The 18553-nt window shown below is 62.8% G+C and carries 16 protein-coding genes and 1 riboswitch; of the genes, 3 read left to right on the top strand and 13 right to left on the bottom strand.

Features of this window, described 5'->3' with window-relative positions; genetic code table 11:
* Positions 1–236 precede the first annotated feature (236 nt).
* Positions 237–653 carry a hypothetical protein gene (locus AC3D25_RS14695; protein WP_488889095.1) on the top strand — a complete coding sequence of 139 codons (417 nt, stop codon included), beginning with the start codon at positions 237–239 and terminating at the stop codon, positions 651–653.
* Positions 654–935: 282 nt separating this feature from the next.
* Here AC3D25_RS14695 and bioB read toward each other — a convergent pair whose 3' ends face one another.
* From bioB to AC3D25_RS14635, 12 genes are all read right to left on the bottom strand, one after another.
* Positions 936–1994, bottom strand: coding sequence for a biotin synthase BioB (bioB, locus tag AC3D25_RS14690; RefSeq protein ID WP_488889094.1), 1059 nt, complete (start codon positions 1992–1994; stop codon positions 936–938).
* A gap of 43 nt (positions 1995–2037) precedes the next feature.
* Positions 2038–2760: a dethiobiotin synthase gene (gene bioD, locus AC3D25_RS14685; RefSeq protein ID WP_488889093.1), complete on the bottom strand. Its 723-nt coding sequence runs from the start codon at positions 2758–2760 to the stop codon at positions 2038–2040.
* Positions 2757–3962: an 8-amino-7-oxononanoate synthase gene (gene bioF, locus AC3D25_RS14680; RefSeq protein WP_488889092.1), complete on the bottom strand. Its 1206-nt coding sequence runs from the start codon at positions 3960–3962 to the stop codon at positions 2757–2759. The genes bioD and bioF overlap by 4 nt, the downstream gene beginning before the upstream one ends.
* On the bottom strand, positions 3959–5287 hold the full coding sequence (gene bioA, locus AC3D25_RS14675; protein WP_488889091.1) for an adenosylmethionine--8-amino-7-oxononanoate transaminase: 1329 nt from the start codon (positions 5285–5287) through the stop codon (positions 3959–3961). Before bioA ends, bioF begins: the two co-directional genes overlap by 4 nt.
* A gap of 41 nt (positions 5288–5328) precedes the next feature.
* Entirely contained in the window at positions 5329–6126 is a 798-nt protein-coding gene (locus AC3D25_RS14670; protein ID WP_488889090.1) for an enoyl-CoA hydratase/isomerase family protein, read from the bottom strand.
* Between the two features lie 223 nt (positions 6127–6349).
* On the bottom strand, positions 6350–7591 hold the full coding sequence (locus AC3D25_RS14665) for an alpha/beta hydrolase family protein (RefSeq protein WP_488889089.1): 1242 nt from the start codon (positions 7589–7591) through the stop codon (positions 6350–6352).
* A gap of 317 nt (positions 7592–7908) precedes the next feature.
* Positions 7909–8328, bottom strand: a complete 420-nt coding sequence (locus AC3D25_RS14660; protein WP_488889088.1) for a YchJ family protein — start codon at positions 8326–8328, stop codon at positions 7909–7911.
* Complete coding sequence (locus AC3D25_RS14655) at positions 8322–8999, bottom strand: SDR family oxidoreductase (protein ID WP_488889087.1); 678 nt, start codon at positions 8997–8999, stop codon at positions 8322–8324. Before AC3D25_RS14655 ends, AC3D25_RS14660 begins: the two co-directional genes overlap by 7 nt.
* Positions 9000–9008: 9 nt before the next feature.
* A complete protein-coding gene (locus AC3D25_RS14650) occupies positions 9009–10202 on the bottom strand; it encodes an acetyl-CoA C-acetyltransferase (protein ID WP_488889086.1) in 1194 nt (397 codons plus the stop codon).
* The gene (gene can / locus AC3D25_RS14645; RefSeq protein ID WP_488889085.1) at positions 10195–10983 is read right to left on the bottom strand and encodes a carbonate dehydratase; all 789 of its coding nucleotides are present in this window, start codon (positions 10981–10983) and stop codon (positions 10195–10197) included. The genes AC3D25_RS14650 and can overlap by 8 nt, the downstream gene beginning before the upstream one ends.
* Before the next feature lie 28 nt (positions 10984–11011).
* Positions 11012–12826: a bifunctional isocitrate dehydrogenase kinase/phosphatase gene (gene aceK, locus AC3D25_RS14640; RefSeq protein WP_488889084.1), complete on the bottom strand. Its 1815-nt coding sequence runs from the start codon at positions 12824–12826 to the stop codon at positions 11012–11014.
* 793 nt (positions 12827–13619) lie between these two features.
* Positions 13620–14042 carry a MerR family transcriptional regulator gene (locus AC3D25_RS14635; RefSeq protein WP_488889083.1) on the bottom strand — a complete coding sequence of 141 codons (423 nt, stop codon included), beginning with the start codon at positions 14040–14042 and terminating at the stop codon, positions 13620–13622.
* Between the two features lie 118 nt (positions 14043–14160).
* Here AC3D25_RS14635 and AC3D25_RS14630 point away from each other — a divergent pair, with 118 nt between their 5' ends.
* Complete coding sequence (locus AC3D25_RS14630) at positions 14161–15237, top strand: MBL fold metallo-hydrolase (protein ID WP_488889082.1); 1077 nt, start codon at positions 14161–14163, stop codon at positions 15235–15237.
* A 40-nt stretch (positions 15238–15277) separates the two neighbouring features.
* On the opposite strand, the gene AC3D25_RS14625 is transcribed toward AC3D25_RS14630, so the two are convergent.
* Entirely contained in the window at positions 15278–16864 is a 1587-nt protein-coding gene (locus tag AC3D25_RS14625) for an ABC transporter substrate-binding protein (RefSeq protein WP_488889081.1), read from the bottom strand.
* Between the two features lie 379 nt (positions 16865–17243).
* Positions 17244–17387, top strand: a riboswitch (yybP-ykoY riboswitch).
* A gap of 119 nt (positions 17388–17506) precedes the next feature.
* Between AC3D25_RS14625 and AC3D25_RS14620 the strand changes: the two genes are divergently transcribed.
* Entirely contained in the window at positions 17507–18517 is a 1011-nt protein-coding gene (locus tag AC3D25_RS14620; protein WP_488889080.1) for a sodium:calcium antiporter, read from the top strand.
* The last annotated feature ends 36 nt before the right edge of the window (positions 18518–18553 follow it).

Below are 18553 nucleotides of genomic sequence, written 5' to 3'. Positions count from 1 at the left end.
GCTTTTCTGGGAACTTGCACGGGTTTTGGTTTGCTGGCGCCTTTGCTTTTGTTTGCCTGGTGCTTTTCTGGGAACTTGCACGGGTTTTGGTTTGCTGGCGCCCTTGCTTTTGTTTGCCTGGGCTTCCTGGGAACTTGCTTTCGTGTAGGTTTATTAGCACGCCGCTGTGCGCGGCAGCACTTACTTTCTTTGCTGCTGCAAAGAAAGTAAGCAAAGAAAGCAGCGTGACCGTCTAAGTGTCCACCACGAACGGGTTCCGGGATTGGTGCGAAAAAACAGCCGCGGCGTCGCACCGCGAAACAGAGTGGAACCGCTCATCCATCCCCGCAGGCACGAAGTGCCTGCCGGTAAGGCATAACGAAACCAAAACTAAAACTAATACCAAAACCAAAACCAAAACCAAAACCAAAACCAAAACCAAAACCAAAACCAAAACCAAAACCAAAACCAAAACCAAAACCAAAACCAAAACCAAAACCAAAACCAAAACCAAAACCAAAACCAAAACCAAAACCAAAACCAAAACCAAAACCAAAACCAAAACCAAGTGGATGCCGAAGCCGAAGCAGACGGTTTTTAGATGTGCCCGTCGTCCTTGCGCAGCGAGGATGGAACTGACAGGTGCTGTGCCAATGCGAATGAATGCGCGCTAACCGAGTTAGCTTGCGCGCCTATCCCGGTTGTTATTCGAGGTGGACACTTAGGCGGATAAGCTGCTTTCTTTGGTTACTTTCTTTGCAGCAGCAAAGAAAGTGACTGCTGCCGCGCATAGCGGCGTGCTAATAAACCTACACGAAAGCAAGTTCACAAGAAGCGCAGGCAATCACAAGCACGGGCGCCAGCAAACCAACCCCGGTGCAAGTTCCCAAAAAGCGCCCAAGCGACCAAAGCAACCCCCAAGCGACCAACACAACCCCCAAGCGCCAGCAAAACCCCTAGTTCACCTGCGCGTGCCCGCACTTAACATCACATGCCTGCGCATCCTCACCCTGCTGCGAGGCTTGCGCACGAATCCCAAGTCGCTCCAGCAGCTTGCGGTCGGCTTCGGCCTGCGGATTGCTCGTAGTGAGCAACTGATCGCCGTAAAAAATCGAGTTCGCGCCAGCGTTAAAGCACAAGGCCTGCAGCGCTTCGTCCATTTGCTCGCGGCCAGCGGACAAGCGCACCATCGCCCGCGGCATCGTGATGCGCGCGACCGCGATGGTCCTCACGAATTCGAACGGATCGAGCGGCGCGGTGCCCGTGAGCGGCGTGCCTTCCACTTGCACGAGATTGTTGATCGGCACCGATTCCGGATACGGCTCCATGTTCGCAAGTTGCGTGATGAGGCCAGCGCGCTCGCGGCGCGATTCGCCCATGCCGACAATCCCGCCGCAGCACACGTTGATGCCCGCGTCGCGCACGTGTTCGAGCGTATCGAGTCGGTCCTGATACGTGCGCGTCGAGATGATCTGGCCGTAGAACTCCGGCGACGTATCGAGATTATGGTTGTAGTAATCGAGGCCCGCTTCGCGCAAGCCCGCTGCCTGATGCGACTCCAGCATGCCGAGCGTCACGCAGGTTTCGAGACCCATCGCCTTCACGCCGCGGATCATGTCCTTGATCGGTTCGAGATGGCGGTCCTTCGGATTGCGCCACGCCGCGCCCATGCAGAAACGCGTCGCGCCGTTCGACTTGGCGACTTCAGCCGCTTTCAGCACGGCGTCGACTTCCATCAGCTTGTCGGCTTTGAGGCCCGTATCGTGATGCACCGACTGCGGACAATACGCGCAGTCTTCCTCGCAGCCGCCGGTCTTGATCGAGAGCAGCGTGGAAAGCTGCACGACGTTCGGGTCAAAGTGTTCGCGATGCACGGTCTGCGCGCGGAACATCAAGTCGTTGAACGGCAGGTCGTAGAGGGCGACCACATCGGCGACACGCCAGCGCGCCTTCGCAGGGGTAAGCGCGGTCTGCGCGGTTTCCAGTTGAGCCGGGTCTTGTTGCACTTGGTTCATGAGCGAGTCCTTTTCGATAAAGCGTGATTCGGTGGCCTGCCGGTCAATGCACTTCGTTTGCGCGAAGTGCGTCGAGGAGCAGCGCCGTGTCCAGATGCGCCGCCGCGCGCGTGGCGTCGGGCGGCGCGAGATTCGGAATAGTGCCGATCAGCGGCGCGTTGTACTGGCTGTCGAGCCGCAGCCGGATTGCCTCGATATTCTCGGCGGGAAACAGCATGTCCGGATCGACCTGATTCGCGACCCAGCCCGCGAGCCGCAAGCCGCGCGAAGCAATGGCTTCGGCCGTGAGCAGCGCATGGCTGATGCAGCCGAGCCGCATGCCGACCACCAGCACCACCGGCAGGTTCAGCGCGAACGCGAGATCGGCGGTGTCGTGCACGTCGGTGAGCGGCACGCGAAAGCCGCCTACGCCTTCTACCACGACGATATCCGCCTGTGTCACGGCGAACTGGTGCGCGTCCACGATGCGCGCGATATCGAGCGTGACGTTCTCGCGCGCCGCCGCGATATGCGGCGCGGCGGGTTCCTTCAGCAGGAACGGCGTGCGGATCTCGGCGGGAAGCTGCACGTTCGCGGCGGCGTCGAGCTGATCGGCGTCGTCGTTGTGCCACGCGCCGTCACGCTCGAACGCGCCCGCCGCGATGGGTTTCATCGCGGCCGCGCGCAGTCCGAGTTGGGCGAAGCCGTGCAGCAGCGCGGCTGAAACGAGGGTCTTGCCGATCTCGGTATCGGTGCCGGAGACGAAGAACGAAAGCGCTGCGGTCATGCGCGTGCCTCGCTTAGATTGTTGAGGGCGGCGTCGAGGCGCGCGAGATCGTCGGCGCTGTGCGCGGCCGACAGCGAAATGCGCAGACGCGACGTGCCGGCGGGAACGGTCGGCGGTCGGATGGCCGGAACCCACAGGCCGTTTGCATCGAGCGCGGCGGCGAGCGCGAGCGTCTCGTCATTGCCGCCGATGACAAGCGGCTGCACGGCGGTATGCGAATCGACGGGCAGCCAGCGCGTGCGTTTGAGCATGGCGCGCGTCGTGTCGATCAGCGAAGCGAGATGCGCGCGGCGCGCGTCGCCCTCGTCGCCGCCGATCAGCGCGATGCTCGCCGACACCGCATGCGCGACGGCGGGCGGCGAAGCGGTCGTGAAAATATACGGACGCGCGCGCTGCACGAGCCATTCGATCACGGTTTCATCCGCGATCACGAACGCGCCCGCGACGCCCGCTGCCTTGCCGAGCGTGCCGATATAAACCAGATGCGGCGAACGCAGCGCGGCCTCGGCCAATGCGCCGCGGCCTTGCGGGCCGAGCACGCCGAAACCGTGCGCATCGTCGACCACCAGCCACGCGCCGTAACGTTCCGCGACTTCGAGAAGCCGCGCGAGCGGCGCGATATCGCCGTCCATGCTGAACACGCTGTCGGTTACGATCAGCTTGGTCGCTGCATCATCCGACGATGCGTCGAGCATCGCGTCGAGCGCGTCGGCGTCCGCGTGCGGATAGATCTGCACTTCGGCGCGCGAAAGCCGTGCACCGTCGATCAGCGACGCGTGGTTCAGCGCGTCGCAAAACATCAGCGTGCCGCGCCCGGCGAGCGTGGTGAGCGTGGCGAGGTTCGCCATGTAGCCGGTGCTGAAATAGAGCGCGCGCGGGGCATCGACGAAACCGCCCGAGAACGCCGCGAGGTCGTCTTCGAGTTGCGCGTGGGCGCGCGAATGGCCGCCCAGCAGATGCGAGCCGCCGCTGCCCGCGCCATAGAGCCGCGCGCCTTCGGCCATTGCCGCGCGGAGTTTTTCATGCGCGGCGAGGCCGAGATAGTCGTTGCTCGCGAAGCCCACCATCTCGCGGCCGTCGACAGTCATGTGCGCGGCGCACGCGGTGTCGGCGATACGTCGGCGGCGGCGCAGGCCGCGTGCGTCGATATCCGCGAGACCTTGTTTCAGCGCGTCGAAAAGTGCGTCCGATGTCGTGCTCATCGCGCCTCCGCAAGCGTCGCTTCGAAGGTCGCGCGCGTGCGCTCGGCGAGCAGCGCGAGTTCTTCGTCGGAGAGGATGTAGGGCGGCATGAGATACACCGCCGTGCCGATCGGGCGCAACAATAGCGCTTGTTTCAAGGCATTTTCGAAGAAACGCCGCGAGAACGTGCGCGCCTTTTCAGCATCTGCGATTACTGCGTCGAACGCGAAGATCGTGCCGCGCTCGCGCAAGTTGCGCACGTTCGGATGCGCCGCGAGCGGCTGCAGCGCAGCGCGCAATAGCGCCGATTTCCGACGGTTTTCGTTCAGCACGCCGGCGCGCTCGAACAGGTCAAGTGTGGCGAGCGCGGCGCGGCACGCAAGCGGGTTGCCGGTGTACGAATGCGAGTGGAGGAAACCGCGCGTCATGTCGTCGTCGTAGAAGGCGGCGTAGATTTCATCGCGCGTCATCACGATGGAAAGCGGCAGATAACCGCCGCTAATGCCCTTCGACAAACACACGAAATCCGGCCAGATTCCAGCCTGTTCGCATGCGAAGAACGTGCCGGTGCGGCCGCAGCCGACCGCGATTTCATCCGCAATCAGATGCACGCCGAACTCGTTGCAAAGCGCACGAAGTCCCTTCAAATACGAGGGATCGTGCATCGCCATGCCGGCTGCGCACTGCACGAGCGGCTCGACGATCACCGCCGCAAGATGTGCCGAACGCGCTTCGAACAGCGAGCGCATCGCGGCGAGCGCGGCGGCGGCGGCGTGGTCGCCCTGCCGCGAATCGGGCGAAGCGACGACATGCGCGTGGCGGATCAGCGGGTCGTAGGCGTCTTTGAACAAGGCGACGTCGGTGACGCCGAGCGCGCCGATCGTCTCGCCGTGATAGCTGTTCGCGAGGCAGACGAATTCGCTTTTCTGCGGCTGGCCGCTGTTGCGCCAGAAGTGAAAGCTCATCTTCAACGCGATTTCCACCGCCGATGCGCCGTCGGACGCGAAGAACGCGTGGCCGAGCGTGTGCTGCGTGAGCGCGGCGAGACGCTCCGCGAGCAGCACGGCCGGTTCGTGCGTGCAGCCCGCGAGCATCGCGTGTTCGAGCGTGTCGAGCTGGTCTTTCAGCGCGGCGTTGATGTCCGCGTTCGCGTGGCCGAACAGATTGACCCACCATGAACTGATGGCGTCGAGATAGCGACGGCCTTCATGGTCGTAGAGCCATGCGCCCTTGCCGCGCGCGATCGGTACGAGCGGCATGCGCTCGTGGTGTTTCATCTGGGTGCAGGGGTGCCACACGGCGGCGAGCGATCGCGCGACCCAGTTTTCGTTAGCTTCTGTATTCAAGACGACTCCATGGCATGCGCACGGGGCGCATGCCAGTTACTTCACGCAAGCCAGGACGGCTTGCGCTTTTCCAGAAAACTGCTCACGCCCTCGCGTCCCTGATCGGACGAGCGGATTCGCGCGATGCGTTCGGCGGTATCCGCGATCAGCGTTTCGTCGATGGCCTTGTCCGCGAGATCGAGCACCAGTTGCTTGCACTCGCCCACCGCGTTCGGGCTATTCGCGACGATCGCGGCGGTCAGCGCATCGACGCTCGCGTCCAGTTCGTCCGGGCCGCAAACGTGATGCACGAGGCCGATCCGCAAAGCCTCGGCGGCGTCGAAACGCTCGGCGGTCACGAAATAGCGATGCGCCGCGCGCGCGCCCATCGCGCGAATCACGTAGGGCGCGATGGTCGCGGGCATCAGGCCGATCTTGGCTTCCGAAAGACAGAAATGCGCGCCATCGACCGCCACCGCGATATCGCACGCGGCGACGAGTCCCATCCCGCCCGCGTACGCATCGCCCTGAATGCGCGCGACCACGGGCTTGCGGCACGTGTGGATCGTGCTCAGCATGGTGGCGAGCGAGAGGGCGTCGGCGCGGTTCTCGGCGTCCGAATAGCCCGCCATGCGCTTCATCCAGTTGAGGTCCGCGCCCGCGCAGAACGCGAGGCCGTTCGCCGCGAGCACGATGGCGCGCACCGAGGCGTCGTCGTCGAGCGCACGGAACGCGGCGGTCAGTTCCACGATCGTCGCTTCGTCGAATGCGTTGCGCACGTCCGGCCGGTCGAGCGTCACGCGCGCGACGTGGTTGTCGAGCGTGAGCGTGATGCGCTGGAGATTCATTGCGTCGGTCATGGAGGTTTTGCTCGAAGTAGGCGACGAGAAGCCGATTATCTCTAAATTCGAGGCGTTATTCGATTCCGGCGCGCCCTGAGCGCTTTCGCTGTCTTTCCAGCGGGAAGGGCGCAGCGTCGAACCGTGTCTAACTTCGTGCTATCGACGCGCTAAACACCCTTTCCGGACGACAAAAAGCAAAACGCCGGCATGGAAGCCGGCGTTCGAAGCGATGCTGAAAGGACTAGCGCGAGGCGGTTTGCGTCGTCGCGCTTCCGCCGTCGCGCCAGACCACGGCTTGATCGACTGCGTAGAGATGGCACGGGTCGTTGCTTTGTTTCTGGCAGCCTGCGATCGCGACCGACATCGGATCGTCGCCGCCTTCCGCCCACGACCACGCGCCGGAATCCGACACCGCGAACGCGCGGCTCGAATACTGGCTCAGGAAATTGCGATACCCGGCGCGCCCGTTTTCATCGACGAACGGCACGGCCTGCACAGCATCGAGGCTCGCGAAACCGCTCGGCTTCGGCGCTTGCGGGTCCGCGACCTGGTATTGCACGGCGGTGGGCATGCCCACGCGCGTGAGGAACGCCTTCACGCGCGGCCACCAGATCGGCACGCCGTCGCGATCGCCCACCAACCGGTGCGCGTCGTTCTTGTACGCGCCGAAATCGACCATTTGCGTTTGCGCGCCGTGGCTCTTGAAGGCGTCGAACATCTGCGTGGCGAGATCGCCTTCCCACACGGAATCGTTCGTGCCGTAGAGCCAGAGCGACGGCAGGCTCACGTGCTGGCCGTAATCGCCGAACGCATTCGTCAGGTTTTTCTGCCAGCCGGCGCACTCGTCCTGACGCAGGCCGCCAGAGAAATTGATGAGCCCGCGCACGCCCGGCTCGGTTCCCGCGTCACGCGCGCCATAGGCGATGGTCGTGAGGCCGCCGTGCGATGCGCCGCCGACGACGATATGCGTCTTGTCCACATACGACTGCTCGCGCGTCCACGCGACCGCCGCCGCGACGTCGTCCGCTTGCGCGAAGCCGTTCGCTTCGACATCGCAGCCGTGGCCCGCGTACTCGCCGCCCGATCCGGCGAAACCACGCCGGTTCGGCACGACGACCACATAACCGTGGCGCACGAATTCACGCGCAAGGGCGAGCGGCCGGTTGCGCGGTTGTTCGCGCGCGGGGCCGGGCAACTTGCCGTGATTGAAGACGATTGTCGGGAACGGACCCGCGCCATCGGGTTTGAACACCGTGGTTTCGAGCGTGATATCGCCAGCGGGAATTTGTACGACGGTTTCGTTCAGCGAATTGGCGACCGGCGGCAGCAAGTCATTCGATGAAGTGCGAACGGCGCCGAATGCCGGTGCGTCGAGGCTGGCGGAATGGTGTGCCCGATTCAGGGGATCCGCGTGCGCGACGGTTTGCAGCGTCGCGAGCGCGCACAGCAAATTAATTCCAACCAACCAGTGTTTAATCACCATCCCCGAACTCCACCTGCTCTCTGACTGAGTCGCTAAACGCGTTGGCCCGATCGGAAGTCACAAAAAGACACCCCTGCTCAACGTAAAAGCAGTATGACCGAGGCGTTCTTGGAGTCATGCCCTGAAAAGACATGACAAATGGCTTCATTACAGGCGTCTGAAATGTCATATTCCGACACTTCGCGTAGCCTGAGATTACCCGTTCAAAAAGAAGGTACGCAATTGGAAATCGCCCGGAAAATGACGTTTTTTAGCGTCGAAAGCTTTAGTTAAGGGAATTTGTACCGTTTCGAACGCATGACGGCGTTAATGATTATTCAGGGATTATTTACATCACCATCGAGATACTGCCAGCGGCCTTTTGCATCGCGCGAAAAGCGGCTGATTTCATGCAGGCGATGCGCGCGGCCGCCCACTTTATAACGTGCGACGAATTCCACTTCCGCACTGTTTTCGTCGATTAACGCATACCGTCTGATTTGAAGGCCGAGCCATTTCGTGGTGTCGGCGGAGACATCCAGATCTGGCGGACACGTCGATTCCGCCCAGGTCTCGCGCAGATAATCGGTCGCGCCGAGCACGTAGGCCGTGTAGCGCGAGCGCATCAGTTCCAGCGCGGTGTCGGGCGCCGCGCCGCTTTCGATAAAACGCCCGCAGCAGTCCGCGTAACGCGGTGCGCGCGGGTTCGCTCGTTGCTCGGGCGACGCGCCGCCGCAAGGGCAATCGAGCATCACCATTCCAGCTTCGTGCCGTCGTATTGCACGAAGGTGCCGTTGAACTGATCGCGCATCGCGCCCGCTTCCGCGATCACGGCGCGCATCCCCGCAACGCTTTTCGCCACGTCGATCGCCGCCGATGCGCCGCCCATGTCCGTCTGAACCCAGCCGGGATGCAACGCGACGCACGCCGAGCGCCGCGTCTCCAGCGACGCCGCCTTGAGCGCCGAGTTCAGCGCAGCCTTGCTCGCGCGATACAGCCAGCCCGTCGTGCCGCTCGCCCCGCCGATACTGCCCATCTTGCTCGACAGCACCGCGAGCACGCCGCCGGCTGCGTCGGTGAGCGGCAACAGCACGGGGATGAGCTGCATCGGGCCGCGCACGTTGGTCCGCATGACCGCGTCGAAATCTTCCGCGTCGACCGCTTCGATGCTCTCCGTGCGCGGACCGTACAGACCCGACACGATAATCGCGACATCGAGGTTTTCGCCTTCGAGTTGCCACGCGAGCGCGGCGATCTGCTCAGGCTGCGTGACGTCGAGCGAAAAGGTTTGTGCGCCCATGGCGTCGAGCGACGAGAGCGCGTCGCGATCGCGCGCGGTGGCGAGCACGCGCCAGCCGTCGCGACAATATTCGCGCGCGAACTCATGGCCGATACCGCGCGACGCCCCGACGATCAATGCCGTTTTCATGCGCTGCTCCTAGACTATTTCGATAGCCATCGCCGTCGCCTCGCCGCCGCCGATACACAAGCTCGCGATGCCGCGCCGAAGGCCGCGATGCCGCAGCGCGCCGATCAGCGTGACGAGAATGCGCGCGCCGGATGCGCCGATAGGATGGCCGAGCGCGCACGCGCCGCCGTTCACGTTGACCTTGTCGTGCGGCAGGTCGTGTTCGCGCATCGCGGCCATCGTCACGACGGCGAACGCCTCGTTGATCTCGTACAGATCGACTTCGTTCGCGCGCCAGCCGGTTTTGTCGAAGAGCTTGCGGATCGCGCCCACCGGCGCCGTCGTGAAGAGTGCGGGCTCCTGCGCGAACGTGCTGTGACCGGCGACGCGCGCAAGCGGCATGAGGCCGAGCCGCTTCGCCGTGGATTCGCGCATCATCACGAGCGCGGCGGCGCCGTCCGAAATCGACGATGCGTTCGCCGCCGTCACCGTGCCGTCCTTCGCGAAGGCGGGCTTGAGCGTCGAAATTTTTTCGATGTTCGCCTTGAACGGCTGCTCGTCGCGTTCGATCAGCGTGTCGCCCTTGCGGCCCGCCACCGTGACCGGCGCGATTTCCCACGCGAACGAACCGTCCTCGTTTGCGCGTTTCGCGCGGCGCAGCGATTCGATCGCGAAGGCGTCCTGCGACTCGCGCGAAAATTCATACGATGCCGCGCACTGCTCCGCGAACGTGCCCATCAGACGGCCCTTTTCGTAGGCATCTTCCAGTCCGTCGAGGAACATGTGGTCGAGCACCTGGCCGTGGCCCATGCGCATTCCGCCGCGCGCCTTCGGCAACAGGTACGGCGCGTTCGTCATGCTCTCCATGCCGCCCGCCACGACCACTTCCGCCGATCCCGCGAGCAGCATGTCGTGCGCGAACATCGCCGCGCGCATGCCCGAGCCGCACATCTTGTTGATCGTCGTGCTGCCGGTGGCGAGCGGCAGTCCCGCGCCGAGTGCCGCCTGCCGCGCGGGCGCTTGCCCGAGGCCGGCGGGCAGCACGCAGCCCATCACCACTTCGCCGATCTCTTCGGGCGCGACGCCCGAGCGTTCGCGCGCAGCCGCGATGGCGGCCGCGCCGAGTTGCGGCGCGGTGAGCGAGGCGAAGTCGCCCTGAAACGCGGCCATCGGCGTGCGCGCAGCCGAGACGATGACCACCGGGTCATGCGCTATTTCACTCATGTTTCAACTCCCTGATGACACCTTCGACCACCGCCGGCACATCGCCGAGGCGTGCGGCGTCCGACGCCAGCACGTCGTTCTCCGACGAATGCGCGCCGCTGCGTTCGAGCGCCGCGATGCCAGCGTGGTATCGCTCGTCCACTTCGTCCGGGCCACGGATGATCATGCCGAGATTGCGCACGCGGCCGTCGTGAACGCCGTAGGTCCAGCCGTGAACGGTCAGTTCCTGACCGCGCGCCCACGCGTCGTTGACGATGGTCGTGCGGCACACGTTGATGGTCTGTTCGATCGTGTTCAGTTCGACCAGGCGCCGGTGACGCGCTTCGCCCATCGGCCATTGATCGAGCAGCGTGCCGTGCTTTTCGCGCACGTCCTCGACGTGGCGCAGCCAGTTGTCCGCGAGTCCCACGCGGCGGCCGACCAGCGCCGCGCCGACGCCCGAGCAGCCGTAATGGCCGACCACCATGATGTGCTTGACCTTCAGCAGATCGACGGCGAACTGGATCACGGACAGACAGTTCAGGTCCGAGTGCACCACCACGTTGGCGATATTTCTGTGCACGAACACTTCGCCCGGCGGCAAGCCGATGATCTGGTTAGCCGGCACGCGCGAGTCCGAGCAGCCGATCCACAGATACTCCGGCGCCTGCTGATGCGCGAGGCGCGAGAAATACTCGGGGTCTTCGGAGAGCTTGCGCTCGACCCACGACAGGTTGTTCTCGAACAGATGCGAGAGCGGGTTTTGCTGGGCGTCGTGAGCGTTGTTGTCGATCGTGTTCATGGTCATATGTCAGTCAGTGCTGCCGCGTTCAAGCGGCGCGTGCGGCGGGTGAAACCGCCTCACTCGGCGCGGGTGCGAAGCGTTCTGGATACCGGACGCAAAAGCGCACGCTGCGGTCGTAGGGAAAGATGTCGGCGAGTTCGCCGCGCTGGATCTGGTCCTTGTGCCTTTGCCAGAGCGCCGGGTCGAAGAAGTCTGCGTGATGGCGCATGAAGGCTTCGCGAACGCGCGGGTCGCCGAGCAAAAAGGTGTCGTAGGTTTCCGGGAAGATATCGTGCGGTCCGACGGAATACCAGACTTCGCCCGACATCTCGTCTTCTTCGTTGCGCGCCGCGGGCACGCGGCGCACGATGCAATCGGTGAGATATTCGATCTCGTCGTAATCGTAGAACACCACGCGGCCGTGGCGGGTCACGCCGAAATTCTTGTACAGCATGTCGCCCGGAAAGATGTTCGCCTGAATCAGTTCCTTGATCGCGTCGCCGTACTCGCGGATGCCGTGATCGATATCCGATTCCGACCCGTTTTGCAGGAACAGATTGAGCGGCACCATGCGCCGCTCGATATACAGATGCTTGATGACGAGATTGTCGCCCTCGTATTCGAGCATCGACGGCACTTCCTTTTCGAGCTCACGGATCAGCGCGTCGTCGAGACGCGCGAGCGGCAGCGCGACGCTCGAATATTCGAGCGTATCGGCCATGCGCCCGAGCCGGTCGTGGCGCTTGACGAGCTGGTACTTGTCCTGAATCTTGCGCCGCGTGGTTTCCTTCGGCGGCGGAAAGTAATCCTTGATGAGCTTGAACACATACGGAAACGACGGCAGCGTGAACACGAGCATCACGAGACCCTTGATGCCGGGCGCGACGATGAACTGATCGCTCGAATGCGACAGATGGTGCAACAGGTCGCGATAGAACAGGTTCTTGCCCTGCTTCTGCAAACCGACCGACGTGTAGATTTCCGCCTTCGGCTTGCCGGGCATGATCGAGCGCAGGAACTGCACATACGCCGACGGCACTTCCATGTCCACGAGGAAGTACGAATGCGAGAAGCTGAAGATGATGAGCAATTGCTCGCGTTGTAGCAGCACGGTGTCGAGCGCGAGCAGGCCGTTTTGCGCGTGGCGCACGGGCACCGCGAAGGGCAGCACCATGTCGCCGTTGATGATCCGCCCGACGAGATACGCCGCCTTGTTGCGAAAGAACGGCGACGCGAGGACGTGAATCTGGAAGTTCGGCGCTTCCTTGAACTCGCCGAATGCTTCGGTGATCGCTTGCTTCAGGCACTGCACGTCGCGCGCGAGATCTTCGAAGGGCGGCTCGAACTGGAAGTTCGTCACGACGCGTTCGAGCGTCGCCTCGAGGCCGTCGCGGCCCGGGTAGTACGCGCGATACGTCGGTTTCGCGGCGGGCTCGTCGTTCTCGATGTATTCGGTCGAGATGGCGGGCCGCACGAAGATGAAGTCGTTGTTGAAGTACGAGCGGTGCAGGATTTTGCAGCAGACGGAGTTGAAGAAGGTTTCCGCGCATTCCGGTTGCCGGTGCGACGTGAGCAAGCCGATGTAGTGGAGCTTGATTTGTTGCCAGACGTCGTCGTCGATATTTTCGGCGTCGTATTCGTCTTCGAGCAGGGTCACGCATTCCTCGACGCGTTCGTCGTAGGACGTGATGCGTTCCCGCGCGAGTCGTTGCAGCGCGAGCCAGTCGGCGTTTTCGAACAGACGCTTCGCAGCGATCGCCGCGTCACGGAACACGCGATAGTGACGGTCGAACCCTTCGAGCATCGTCTGAGCGACGTCGAAGCCGATTTGCGACGAGAGCAATTTGGGGAAATGGTTCATGTCGACCCTGCACGTCCGTTGAGTGTCGCGTGATTTGTCCGCTCGGTATTGTATCGCTGGCGCTTGGTTTGGTGTCGTGGGGACCCTGGCGGGTTTGGTTTTGTTTGCGTGTGCTTCTTGTGAACTTGTACCGTTGGGGCTTGCTTGCGCTTTTGCTTTTGTTTGCCTGCGCTTCCTGGAAACTTGCTTTCGTGTGCGTTTATTAGCGATGCCCCTGTCCGGGGCGGGACTTACTTTCTTTGCTGCTGCAAAGAAAGTAAGCAAAGAAAGCAGCGTGACCGTCTAAGTGTCGCCCCCACATAACTACCCGGATAGGCGCGCAAGCTGATTCGGCCACCACGCGTTCATTCGGATTGGCACAGCGCCTGTCAGTTCCATCCTCGCTACGCGAGGACGACGGGTACATCAAAAACCGACTTTTTAACTACTGTCACTTGCATCTCGTGTCATGCATCTCGCGGTTCACGCTTGGCGGTCGGTTTGTTTCGTTCGGTTATGCCGTTCCGGCAGGCACTTCGTGCCTGTCGGGATGAATGAGCGGCTCCACTCTGGTTTGTGGTGCGATGGCCGAATCAGCTTGCGCACCACTCCGGGTTACGGTTCGAGGTGGACACTTAGACGGACTAGCTGCTTTCTTTGGTTACTTTCTTTGCAGCAGCAAAGAAAGTGACTGCTGCCGCGCACAGCGGCGTGCTAATGAACCTACACGAAAGCAAGTTTCCAGGAAGCGCGAGCCAACCAAGCGGTGTACCTAACCCACCCCCGCCCCCACCCCCGCCCCATCCCCAGCCGCCTACGCGGCCTTCCTCTTCCGCGTGCGCTTTTCAGCATTCGCCGACAACGCCGCGCGGCCCTGCCGCTCATAAACCTCAAGCTCCCCGAGCGTCGCGTCCAAGTCCTCCCGCTGCTGCAACAACACCGCACGATGCCTCGCGATCGTGTCGAGAAACGCGTGCAACTGCGCCTGCGTCCCGGTTGGGGAATCGTAGAGGTCAAGCAAATTGCCGATCTCCGACAGCGTGAAACCAAGCCGCTTTCCCCGCAGCGTCAGACGCAACCGCGTGCGGTCACGCGCCGAATACACGCGACGCAACCCGCTCGATCCCGCGCGCGTCGGGGCGAGCAGGCCCTGATCCTCGTAGAAACGGATCGCGCGCGGCGTCACTTCGAATTCCCGCGCCAGTTCGGTGATCGTGTACTGAGTCGGCTGATCCATCGTCTCGTGCGCGCGCAATGCGCTGACGTTAATATAGGTGGAATGTACGTTTACGTTATCGTCAACCTGGCGAATTTGCAACGGCCCCGCACGAGGCCGCCCACGGAGACCGCGCTTCATGAACGAACTGGAACATCAACTCGACTACGTATTCGGCGACACGCTGCCGCAACCCGGCGGCGTGATCGAAGCCGCGCCCGGCGTGTTCTGGGTGCGCATGCCGCTGCCGTTCGCGCTCGATCACATCAACCTCTGGCTGATGCGCGACGAAATCGACGGCGTCGCGGGCTGGACCGTCGTCGATTGCGGTATCGCGAGCGATACCGTGCGCGACAACTGGGAGCGCATTTTCGACACCGCGCTCGACGGCCTGCCGGTACTGCGCGTGATCGTTACGCACTGTCATCCGGATCATCTCGGGCTCGCGGGCTGGATCTGCGAAGGCGGGGCGCGTACTCGATGGAACGTTAGGCTCTGGATTTCGCACGGCGAGTACATGCTCGGCCGCGTGATGGCCGCGGGCGATGGATCGAATGCGGGCGGCGAGCGTGCCGCGAATCACTTCGCGCTGCACGGACTCAATGACGAAGCCTCGCTCGATGCGCTCAGGAAGCGCGACAGCTATTACCCGTCGCTCGTGCCGACCGTGCCGCCGCAGTTCCGCCGCATGCGCGAGGGCGATGTGCTGATTATCGGCGGAAGCGCGTGGAATGTCGTGACGGGTTTCGGTCATTCGCCGGAACATTGCGCGCTTTATTGCGCGGAATCGAAGGTGCTGATTTCCGGCGACATGGTGTTGCCGCGCATTTCCACGAACGTGTCCGTGTTCGATATCGAGCCGGAAGGCAATCCGCTCGCGCTGTATCTGGAGTCGCTCGGGCGCTATGAGCCGATGCCCGCCGATACGCTCGTGCTGCCGTCGCACGGAAAGCCGTTTCGCGGCATGCACGCGCGCATCGGCCAGTTACGTGACCACCACGCGGCGCGGCTCGCGGAAGTGCGCGAGGCGTGCGCGGAAAAGCCGCAAAGCGCCGCCGATATCGTGCCGATGATGTTCAAGCGCAAGCTCGACATTCATCAGATGACGTTTGCGCTCGGTGAAGCGCTCGCGCATCTGAACTTGCTGTGGCTCGACGGCGAACTGGTGCGCCATACGGGCGAGGACGGCGTGATCCGCTTCGAGACAAAGCGTTGAAATGGCCGCGCACGAAGGTGTCAGTGCGCGGCGTGAAGCATTACTGCACCGAGACGGTCGCGAAATTCTGGCGGCCGAACGGACTCACGCGATAGCCGCTCACGTTCGCGCGCGTGAGCGCGGCGGCGGTCGGATAGCCGAGCGGAATCCACAGCGCCTGATCGTGGATGATCTTTTGCGCATCAACGTAAGCTTTCGCGCGCTTGGCCTGATCGGGCGTGGATTTGCCATCGGCGATCAGCTTGTCGAGCGCCGGGTCGCAATAGCGCGCGAAATTGATGCCCGATTTCACCGCGTTGCAGCTAAAGAGCGGCGAAAGGTAGTTGTCCGGGTCGCCGTTGTCGCCCGCCCAGCCCATGAACAGCATGTCGTGCTGACCCTGCTTCGCTTCCTTGATCAACTCGCCCCATTCGATCACCTTGACCTGCGCCTTCACGCCGATCTTCGCCAGATCCGCCTGCAGCAATTCCGCGCCCGCCTTCGGATTCGGATTCAGCACGCTGCCGTTCGGACGCACCCAGATCGTGGTCTCGAAGCCGTCCGGGAAGCCCGCGTCGGCGAGCAGTTTCTTCGCCTTCTCCGGCGAGTACGCATAGGGCGTCACGGCCTTGTCGTAGCTCCAGGTGTTCGGCGGGAACGGATTCACCGCGGGCGTCGCCGTGTTCTCGAATACCGTTTTCAGGTAAGTCGTGCGGTCGAACGCCTCGTTGATGGCCTGACGCACCTTCGGGTTGTCGAGCGGCTTTTTCTGTGTGTTCAACGCGACGAACGCCGTCATGAACGCGGGCGTTTCGACCACTTTCAGTGCGTTGTCCTTCTTCGCGTCGATGACATCCTGCGGCTTCGGCGACAACGCGATCTGGCATTCGCCCGCCTTGATTTTCTGCGCGCGCACGGCGGCATCGGGCGTGATCGCGTAGATCAGCCGGTCGATCTTCGGCTTCGTGCCCCAGTAGGTCGGGTTCACTTCGTAGCGGATCACGGCGTCTTTCGTATAGCTCTTGAGCACGAACGGACCGGTGCCGATGGGCTTTGCATTGAGGTCGGTTTCCTTGCCGGCCCGGTGCAACTGATCGGCGTATTCGGCCGAATAGATCGACGCGAAACCCATGGTCAGGATCGGCGCGAAGGTCGCGTTCGGCTCGTTGAGTTCGAACTTGACGGTGTTGTCATCGACCTTGCTCACCGACTTGATGAGCTTCACGAGACCCATCGATTGCGCGTGCGGAAAGCCGCTCGCGCCCGCCACCTTGTGCCACGGATTGCTGTCCGAGAGCATGCGGTCGAACGAGAACACGACGTCGTCGGCGGTGAGCTTGCGGCTCGGCTTGAAGTAATCGGTGCTCTGGAACTGCACGTTCGGACGCAGATGGAACGTGTAGACGAGGCCGTCGCTCGAGACATCCCACTTCTCGGCGAGCGCGGGCGTGAGCTTCTTCGTGGCTTCGTCGTAGGTCACGAGCGTATTGAACACGACGTCGGCGGACGCGTTGGTCGTCACCAGCGAATTGAACTGAACGACGTCGAAGCCATCCGGGCTCGACTCCGTGCAAACGGTGAGCGGCTTCGCCATCGCGAGCGCCGGAGCGGCGAGCAGCACGGCGGCCGCGAACATGTTGAAACGCATAAGTTCTCCCATAACGATTACGGTCGTTCAGCTTCGGTTCTTGTTCTTGCCGATTCATTGTAAGGCGCGCGCCGCTACGTGCAAGGCGCGCCGGTGCGCCGATGCGCCGATGCGCCGATGCGCCGATGCGCCGATGCGCCGATGCGCCGATGCGCCGATGCGCCGATGCGCCGATGCGCCGATGCGCCGATGCGCCGATGCGCCGATGCGCCGATGCGCCGATGCGCCGATGCGCCGATGCGCCGATGCGCCGGTGCGCCGATGCGCCCGAAAGCTTATTCAACGCAAATTCACACGACAACGACGCAATCCGCATATTCATATGCGATGCGCGCCAATCTGCGCTTTCTTGCCGAATGGCCGTGCGCGCGCTAAAATCACGTCCGTCTTTGGGGAGTAGCCTTCCTTCCGCAATGGAAGGAGAACGCGTCAACATCCTCGGCCATCAGTTCGCTGATCCGCCGTGGCGCGTTCGACCAGTCCGGTTTGGCGAGACCATCGGTGCATCGTGTCGTTCCTGGTCGGACGTCGCCTGATCGCATCGTGGTTCGCTACGTCCGACCGTGGATTCATCGTGTTCCCCACTCAAATAAAAAAACGTATCGCTTGTCATGTCACGTCCGTTTCGACGCGAGGTGCCGCATGACCATGCTTTTCATCGAACTCGCGCTGATGCTGGCCGTCATATTGGCGGCGTCGGAACTCTTCACGAACGCGCTCGAACATCTCGGTGAAAGGCTCGGCATTTCCGAAGGCGTCACCGGCTCGCTGTTCGCCGCCATCGGCACGGCGTTGCCCGAAACCACCGTGCCGATCATCGCGCTGCTCGCCGGCACGTCGAGCCGCGCGGTCAACGAGGAAATCGGCGTCGGCGCGATTCTCGGTGCGCCGCTGATGCTCGCGACGCTATCGACCTGCCTGATGACGCTCGCCGTGATCAAATCGCGCGGCGTGAAGGGCTTCATGGCGCCTGAGCGGACCGGTTTCACGCGCGATCTCAACTTCTTCCTGTGCGCGTTCACGATCGCGGCCGGCGCGATGTTCGTGCCGCATCACGCGTGGGGCGTTCGCGCGATGTTCGCGGCGGGTTTGGTCTGCGTGTATATCGTGTACGTCATTTCGACGTTCCGGGCGTCGGCGGGACTGGTCGAGAGCGGCCACGGCACGGAAGCGCCCGAGCGGCTGATGGTCGCGCGGCTCGGGCTGCCCACCACGTTGCCGAGCATCGGACTTCAATTCGCGATCGGCATTGCGTTGCTGATCGGCGGCGCGAAAGGGTTCATCTACGGCGTCGAGGGCGTGTCTCATGTGCTCGGCGTGTCGGCGCTGTTGATTTCGCTGATCGTCATTCCAATCGCGACCGAACTACCAGAGAAGGTGAACAGCATTATCTGGGCGCGGCGCGGCAAGGACACGCTCGCGTTCGGCAACATCACGGGCGCGATGGTGTTTCAGGGCACGTTGCTGCCCGCGATCGGCATCATGCTGACGCCGTGGGAACCGCGTATCGAAGTGCTGACCGGCGTGCTGATTACGCTCGCGGCGGCCGCGTGGCTGCGGATCAACGCGCGGCCGAAAGGCGTGGTGTTGTGGGCGCTGCTCGGCAATGGCGTGCTTTACGGCGCGTATCTGGGGCTGACGCTGAGTCGCTGAGTTTTTATCGTGGACAAAAAAAGGCCGCTCGATGAG

It is taken from the genome of Caballeronia sp. SL1002 (assembly GCF_057814995.1).
The sequence above is the reverse complement of the archived record's forward strand: the minus strand, read 5'-3'. Positions and strand labels throughout refer to the sequence as shown.

Bases quoted from the DNA above. Each gene is read 5' to 3' on its own strand.
- bioB (WP_488889094.1), bottom strand. From the start codon at position 1,994: ATGAACCAAGTGCAACAAGACCCGGCTCAACTGGAAACCGCGCAGACC.
- bioD (WP_488889093.1), bottom strand. From the start codon at position 2,760: ATGACCGCAGCGCTTTCGTTCTTCGTCTCCGGCACCGATACCGAGATC.
- bioF (WP_488889092.1), bottom strand. From the start codon at position 3,962: ATGAGCACGACATCGGACGCACTTTTCGACGCGCTGAAACAAGGTCTC.
- AC3D25_RS14670 (WP_488889090.1), bottom strand. From the start codon at position 6,126: ATGACCGACGCAATGAATCTCCAGCGCATCACGCTCACGCTCGACAAC.
- AC3D25_RS14665 (WP_488889089.1), bottom strand. From the start codon at position 7,591: ATGGTGATTAAACACTGGTTGGTTGGAATTAATTTGCTGTGCGCGCTC.
- AC3D25_RS14660 (WP_488889088.1), bottom strand. From the start codon at position 8,328: ATGGTGATGCTCGATTGCCCTTGCGGCGGCGCGTCGCCCGAGCAACGA.
- AC3D25_RS14655 (WP_488889087.1), bottom strand. From the start codon at position 8,999: ATGAAAACGGCATTGATCGTCGGGGCGTCGCGCGGTATCGGCCATGAG.
- AC3D25_RS14650 (WP_488889086.1), bottom strand. From the start codon at position 10,202: ATGAGTGAAATAGCGCATGACCCGGTGGTCATCGTCTCGGCTGCGCGC.
- can (WP_488889085.1), bottom strand. From the start codon at position 10,983: ATGAACACGATCGACAACAACGCTCACGACGCCCAGCAAAACCCGCTC.
- aceK (WP_488889084.1), bottom strand. From the start codon at position 12,826: ATGAACCATTTCCCCAAATTGCTCTCGTCGCAAATCGGCTTCGACGTC.
- AC3D25_RS14635 (WP_488889083.1), bottom strand. From the start codon at position 14,042: ATGGATCAGCCGACTCAGTACACGATCACCGAACTGGCGCGGGAATTC.
- AC3D25_RS14630 (WP_488889082.1), top strand. From the start codon at position 14,161: ATGAACGAACTGGAACATCAACTCGACTACGTATTCGGCGACACGCTG.
- AC3D25_RS14625 (WP_488889081.1), bottom strand. From the start codon at position 16,864: ATGCGTTTCAACATGTTCGCGGCCGCCGTGCTGCTCGCCGCTCCGGCG.
- AC3D25_RS14620 (WP_488889080.1), top strand. From the start codon at position 17,507: ATGACCATGCTTTTCATCGAACTCGCGCTGATGCTGGCCGTCATATTG.